Origin of the sequence: Roseburia sp. 1XD42-69 (assembly GCF_003612565.1) — a bacterium.
Taxonomy (GTDB): domain Bacteria; phylum Bacillota; class Clostridia; order Lachnospirales; family Lachnospiraceae; genus Roseburia_B.
The window spans coordinates 1-4,026 of sequence record NZ_RAZG01000142.1 but is presented as its reverse complement, the minus strand read 5'-3'; the positions used below and the strand labels follow the sequence as shown (position 1 = coordinate 4,026).

Sequence of the window (4,026 nt, the reverse complement as noted above, 5' to 3'; positions counted from 1 at the left end):
GCCACTGCCTTTTCAAAGTCCCTTACCGCCGGGCCTGTGGTTAAAAAGTCTGACTTTAAGACATCCACAACTGCCTGTATATCCGCATCATCTATGTACTGCCTGCCGTATGGTATATGCACTTTCTGTTCCTCCTTTGGCTTATATGCGCTTTAACGCCTCTTTTAGTTCCTCTGTGCCAAGCCACTGGGTATTTGTACCGGAATTGTACTCGAATCCGTCAGGAACTTTTACCCCGCCCTCAGTAAAGCCGGCATTAAAATCCCACCACTCAAAATGCGGGTATATAATGTAATGCTTCTCATATTCAAAGGTCAAAAGGGAATCGTCTTTTGTCACCATAACCTCATGGAGTTTCTCACCTTCTCGGATGCCAAATTCATCTATGTTACAATCGGGCAGCATGGCTCTTGCCAAGTCCCCAATGTGAAAGGAAGGGATTTTCGATATGTAGGTCTCCCCGCCTTTTGATTCGTGTAATGCTTTAAAGACTAAATCCACGCCCTGGTCTAAAGTAATCCAAAACCTTGTCATGCGCATATCGGTGACGCCTAAGGTTTTTCCCCCTTCGTCTATGATTTTCTGCCAGATCGGAATCACAGAGCCCCGGCTTCCGGCAACATTTCCATAGCGCACAACAGAGAATACGGTATCATGGTTGTTTCCCCGGTACGCATTTGCGGCAATAAAGAGCTTATCGGAAACCAGCTTTGTGCCGCCGTAAAGATTAATGGGGTTAACGGCCTTGTCCGTGGATAATGCCACAACCTTTTTGACCCCGCAGTCTAAGGCGGCGTCAATGACGTTTTGTGCGCCGTGTACGTTTGTCTTAATGGCTTCCATGGGGTTATATTCACAGGTGGGGACCTGTTTCATGGCGGCTGCATGGATGACATAATCTACGCCTTCAAAGGCCCGGTTCAGCCGTTCCTTATCTCTAACATCCCCGATAAAGAAACGCACTCTGCTCATGTCCACTTTGTCCATATAGTCTGTTTTCATGACGCTTTGTTTAAATTCATCCCTGGAATAAATAATGACTTTTTTAGGTTCATATTCTGCAAAGATTTTTTCCAGGAACTTTTTCCCGAAGGATCCTGTACCCCCGGTAATTAATATAGTTTTATTATTTAACATTTGGTAACTCCTTTTTCGATTTCCTCATACAAAACTTTTGCATCACCCTCAATCAAACATTCATCATCCATGTTATAAACGTTGGTTTTCAGAGTAAACTTATTTTGATTTATTTCTATAATTGTTACTTTTACAATAACTTTTTCATCTACATAAACCGGTTTCCTAAATCGAATGTTTTGTTCCAGATAAATGCTTCCTTCTCCTGGTAATTTCATACCAATTATTTTAGATATCAAACTTGAAACCAAAATTCCGTGTACAATTTTTCTTCCAAATCTGCTTTTTTCTGCATATGTATCATTTAGGTGCAATGGATTTTTGTCCCCGCTGACCTGTGCAAAAAGTTCTACATCAGATTCATGGAATACTTTCTCCTCTTGCTCTTCCTGCCCGATATAAAATTTATGATTCACTGATATCCTCCATAAGTTGTTTCTCTAATTCAAGAATTTTTTTCTCTCTGTTTCCAATCCGCCTTGCCGGTATTCCAACATAAACTGACCATTCTTCCGTAGTTTTATTACATAAACTCATACTTCCAATCGATGTGCCTTCTTTTACAGTGACACCGGGCAACACTACAGAACCGCACCCGATGATAGCATGTCTTTTAATTTTTACTGGTGCATGGATGCTGTTAGGCTTATATTCTTGCGGCACCATTGGATTTGTCATTGAATTTCCCGAATAATCATCTGATACTGCATAGATAGAACATTTGGAAGATAACCCTGAAAAATCCTCCATCCAGATGCCGCTCTCACCACCGTATAAGCCACAGAACTGGGAAATATGAATATAATCGCCAAGAGTGACGTTTCCACTGATTATTGAAAAGTCGTCTATCCTGACGTGGTTTCCAATTGTTAGTGAAGCAGGGGTATATATTACAGCATGTCTGCCAATAAGAACATTTTCACCGTAACCTTTTAGACCAAGAGCCTCCAATTCCTTAATCGTTAAAAAATTACTCATAACATTTCTTACCTTCCATATTCGTTTTCTTTTCCTATCATCCCAAAATCTAATGGAGTTCCCCGCATTATGTCACATAATGCCTTCTGCCCCAAAACTTCTGAATAATATTTGGGCTGTATCCCATAAGCCGGCCTGATTATACGTATGTTTTCTTCCGTTATCATTTCTCCTTTTTTAATATCTTTTGTGCAGAAGACAGAACGTCTAAACTTTGTGCTTTCCGTTTCCTGTGTTGTGGGTCCATATTGCACTTTCCCAATTGCCTTTTCTGCCTGGCGCACATCGGAAACCATCTGCTTAAATTCTTCCGGGTTCATGGAAAAGGAGGAATCCGGGTTTTCAATTTCCCTTCCAAGGCAGAAGTGTTTTTCAATTACAGACGCCCCCAGTGCAACTGCAGTAACTGCCCCCACGGACCCCATAGAGTGGTCAGAAAGCCCCACCGGCACCTGAAAAGTTTCTTTCATGTTTACCATGGTCTTAAGATTCATTTCATCTGTAACCGCCGGATATGCACTGGCGCATCTAAGAAGCACCAACTGGTTATTGTTTTTGCTGTGGACAGCTTTTACTGCATCTTCAATCTCTCCCAGGGAAGCCATTCCCGTTGACATAATGATTGGTTTCCCTTTGGAAGCAATGTATTCAATAAGAGGTGTATCCACTACTTCAAAAGAGGCGATTTTATAAAAATCCACTTTCAGATTTTCCAGAAAATCTACAGCCGTTTTGTCAAAGGGGGTAGACAGAAAATCAATTCCGGTTTTCTCTGCCTCCTCTTTTAACTCCCCCTGCCATTCCCATGGTGTATAGGCTTTTTCATAGAGATGGTACAAATTTTCACCTTTCCATGTCCCTTGTGAAATTTGGAAGTATTTATTATCACAATCAATCGTTATTGTGTCCGGTGTATAAGTTTGTATTTTTATGCAATCTGCACCGGATTCCTTTGCGGCATGAATGATTTCTTTTGCCCGGGCGAGGCTTCCTGCATGGTTTGCTGACATTTCTGCAATAATATATGTCCCTTCTTTTATGCGCTTATATAAATCCATCTTATCGTCCTCTCAATTGCGTTTTAGCATTCTATACTTCATTTCCGCTAACTCCCAGTCCTCATAGTTGTCAATATCCTGCACTTCCATTTCATCTACTATGATAGGCACGGTATTATCCATCAGCATCATCTTCTTTTCCAAAAAGGAATCTACCCGCAAAAAATAATACTGGCCGCAGTCGTGATACCATTTCTCCAAATCCTGGGAACGAACCAGACGGTTTTCAGGCCACCGGAACTGCACCTTTCCATCCTGGATGACAAAGCACCTTTGGGGCGGGAATGAGTAGGCAACCACTGGAATCGCCCCGTCAGCGCCTGTTTTTTCCAGTTTGTCCCTGCTCTCTTTTAATTTTTCCCCGGTGATAAAGGGGGCAGTGGGGTAGATACAGCAGACATATTCAAATTCCTGTCCCCTTTTTTTGTATTCCTCCAATACCTCCAGCACAACCTCATGTGTCATTGCCATATCACCTGCGGTTTTTTCCGAACGCATAAAGGGCACCTTTCCCCCGCAGGCCTCCGAAACTTTCTTTATTTCTTCATCATCCGTAGAAACCATAACTTCATCAAAAACTCCGCTTTCCATTGCGGCGTCTATGGAATACTGGATAATGGGTTTCCCGCAGAATTCCTTTATATTCTTTTTGGGGATCCTTTTGCTGCCTCCTCTTGCTGTGATAACTGCCAAACTCTTTCCTGCCATAATCTCACCTCTGTTATAGATTGTTTTTATCTCAATTCATCCAAATTATCCGCCACCTTATGGAAAGCTTCGATAACATCATCCAAATCCTCTTTTGTCATATAGGGGCGCATCAATTCATGGAAGATTGTCTCCGAATTACATA

At 41.9% G+C, this 4,026-nt stretch carries 5 protein-coding genes; all 5 read right to left on the bottom strand.

What is annotated here, in order from left to right; translation table 11 throughout:
- Nucleotides 1-141: 141 nt before the first annotated feature.
- From pseB to pseF, 5 genes are read right to left on the bottom strand one after another with little or no spacing between them, the layout of a single operon-like run.
- Complete coding sequence (gene pseB / locus D7Y06_RS24190; protein WP_120410053.1) at nt 142-1,137, bottom strand: UDP-N-acetylglucosamine 4,6-dehydratase (inverting); 996 nt, start codon at nt 1,135-1,137, stop codon at nt 142-144.
- Nucleotides 1,131-1,553: a MaoC family dehydratase gene (locus D7Y06_RS24185; RefSeq protein WP_120410052.1), complete on the bottom strand. Its 423-nt coding sequence runs from the start codon at nt 1,551-1,553 to the stop codon at nt 1,131-1,133. The genes pseB and D7Y06_RS24185 overlap by 7 nt, the downstream gene beginning before the upstream one ends.
- A complete protein-coding gene (locus D7Y06_RS24180) occupies nt 1,543-2,115 on the bottom strand; it encodes an acyltransferase (protein WP_120410051.1) in 573 nt (190 codons plus the stop codon). The genes D7Y06_RS24185 and D7Y06_RS24180 overlap by 11 nt, the downstream gene beginning before the upstream one ends.
- Before the next feature lie 8 nt (nt 2,116-2,123).
- A complete protein-coding gene (gene pseI, locus D7Y06_RS24175) occupies nt 2,124-3,173 on the bottom strand; it encodes a pseudaminic acid synthase (protein ID WP_120410050.1) in 1,050 nt (349 codons plus the stop codon).
- A 12-nt stretch (nt 3,174-3,185) separates the two neighbouring features.
- On the bottom strand, nt 3,186-3,881 hold the full coding sequence (pseF, locus tag D7Y06_RS24170; RefSeq protein WP_120410049.1) for a pseudaminic acid cytidylyltransferase: 696 nt from the start codon (nt 3,879-3,881) through the stop codon (nt 3,186-3,188).
- Between the last annotated feature and the right edge of the window lie 145 nt (nt 3,882-4,026).

Coding starts and splice junctions, on each gene's coding strand:
- D7Y06_RS24180 (WP_120410051.1), bottom strand. CDS start 2,115: ATGAGTAATTTTTTAACGATTAAGGAATTGGAGGCTCTTGGTCTAAAA.
- pseI (WP_120410050.1), bottom strand. CDS start 3,173: ATGGATTTATATAAGCGCATAAAAGAAGGGACATATATTATTGCAGAA.
- pseB (WP_120410053.1), bottom strand. CDS start 1,137: ATGTTAAATAATAAAACTATATTAATTACCGGGGGTACAGGATCCTTC.
- pseF (WP_120410049.1), bottom strand. CDS start 3,881: ATGGCAGGAAAGAGTTTGGCAGTTATCACAGCAAGAGGAGGCAGCAAA.